2 protein-coding genes are annotated in these 1,836 nt (G+C 53.2%); one reads left to right on the top strand and one right to left on the bottom strand.

Annotated elements, in window-relative coordinates:
• Positions 1-167: 167 nt before the first annotated feature.
• Positions 168-635 (bottom strand): YchJ family protein, encoded by a 468-nt coding sequence (locus ACTHS3_RS08230; RefSeq protein ID WP_004518935.1) that lies wholly within the window; start codon positions 633-635, stop codon positions 168-170.
• A gap of 187 nt (positions 636-822) precedes the next feature.
• Between ACTHS3_RS08230 and ACTHS3_RS08235 the strand changes: the two genes are divergently transcribed.
• A complete protein-coding gene (locus ACTHS3_RS08235) occupies positions 823-1,671 on the top strand; it encodes an RnfABCDGE type electron transport complex subunit B (RefSeq protein WP_039861917.1) in 849 nt (282 codons plus the stop codon).
• The last annotated feature ends 165 nt before the right edge of the window (positions 1,672-1,836 follow it).

Genomic DNA, 1,836 nt, shown 5'->3' on the forward strand with positions numbered 1-1,836 from the left:
AATCGCTGACACAACACCGCTCTTTCATCCCTTTTGGGCGGTGCAGCAAGTAAGACGTTTTCCCGCAATGTATTGGCCATTCATACTTCTCCCTTAGTATGAATGGTTTTTTTTATCTGCAAAAACAGCTTAGGCCGTCTGAACGTTCAGACGGCCTGTTTACACTACTATTTGAAAAACTGTCCGCAACACGCCTTAAACTTTTTGCCCGAACCGCACAAACAAGGCTGTTTCATCGTCGGTAACGCAACGGTCGGCTCAATAAAGTACCAACGCCCGTCTATTTTCACAAATGCCGACAATTCATGATGGCACTCAGTTTGCCCGTTCTCTTCAAAATACGCCTCAAACTCGACCAAAGCATGCAGCTTGCCAAACGGCACATGACGGATAACCTTCAATCCCGACCACTGCATCTGCCTACTCCATGCCGCCAAATCCTGCTTGTCCAACAAATTCTGCTGCGCAGGGACAGTCGTGTCCACGATATAGTCGATTTCCTGCAAAACATACGCGCTGTAACGCGAACGCATCAACTCTTCCGCCGTCGAGGCCGCCGCCTCACGCGCATGAAACGGTGCGCAACATTCCGTATAAACACGCCCCGACTGACAGGGGCAAAGTGTAGCCGTCATTCCTAATTACCCGAATAAATCCATTTCAAAATTATAACGCAAACCCGACTCAGGCCGTCTGAAAACGAGCGTAGCGCGTTTCGCTAAAACGAGTGTAGAGAGTTTCACTAAAATAAGCAAAGCGGGTTTCGCCAAAACAAACGCAACAATCTGATATAATGCGCCTTTTCGATTTTGACTATCCATGATGACCATTCCCATCCAAAGCATCAGCCGCCTGTTGCCGCAAACCCAATGCCGTGAGTGCGGCTATGAAGGCTGCCTACCCTATGCGCGCGCCCTGTCGGCAGGAGAAGCGCCGGTAAACCTGTGCGCGCCGGGTGGGGAAACCGTCATGAAAGACATTGCCGACCTATTGGGCAAGCCCTACCTCGCCCCGGCAAAAACACAAATCAAAGCCGTAGCCCTGATTGACGAGGCCGTCTGCATCGGCTGTACCGCCTGCATCCGCGCCTGTCCCGTCGATGCCATTATGGGCGCGTCCAAACTAATGCACACCGTCATCAGCGACGAATGCACCGGCTGCGGCTTGTGCGTTGCCCCCTGCCCCGTCGACTGCATCGACATGGTTCCCGTATCGCAGCCCTTCCTGCCGTCCGCACGCCGTTTCAGCACCTCTGCCGAACCGCGCTTCGCCGCCGCCGAACACGCGCAAAGCCGTTTTGAACGCCATACCGCGCGCAAACAGCGCGATGATGCCGAACGCAAAGCCCTACTGGCGCAACGTGAAGCCGCCGTCAAAGCCAAACAGGCCGCACAGGCACAAGCCCAAATAGCCGCAACAAGCGCCGCATTCAACCCCATGGATTTGATTGCCAAAGCCATGGCCAAAGCGCAATCACAACAGGACAAACTCGTCTCCTCCGACAACCGCGAAGACTTCAAAGCGCGCCAAATCGAAGAAGCCAAAGAACGCGCCGAACTGCGCCGCGCCCAACGTGATGCCAAATACGGCAACGAAGCCGAAAAAGCCGCCGCCATCGAATTTCTGCGCCGCTACAAAGCCGCGCAGGAAGCGGTCAAAGAAGCGCGCTGATTTCCAAAACAACAAACCCATTCCTATAAAACTTCAGTCCGTCTGAAAACATTGCACGAAAACCAATAACTTTATGACCATACAAGAATTTCCACACCAGCATACCGCCCATTGCGAAAGCGGTGTGATGTCCACCCTGCTCAAATACCATGGCCACAATTTAGA

This window comes from Neisseria sp. P0009.S007, assembly GCF_051962515.1.

Bases quoted from the DNA above. Each gene is read 5' to 3' on its own strand.
- ACTHS3_RS08230 (WP_004518935.1), bottom strand. From the start codon at position 635: ATGACGGCTACACTTTGCCCCTGTCAGTCGGGGCGTGTTTATACGGAA.
- ACTHS3_RS08235 (WP_039861917.1), top strand. From the start codon at position 823: ATGACCATTCCCATCCAAAGCATCAGCCGCCTGTTGCCGCAAACCCAA.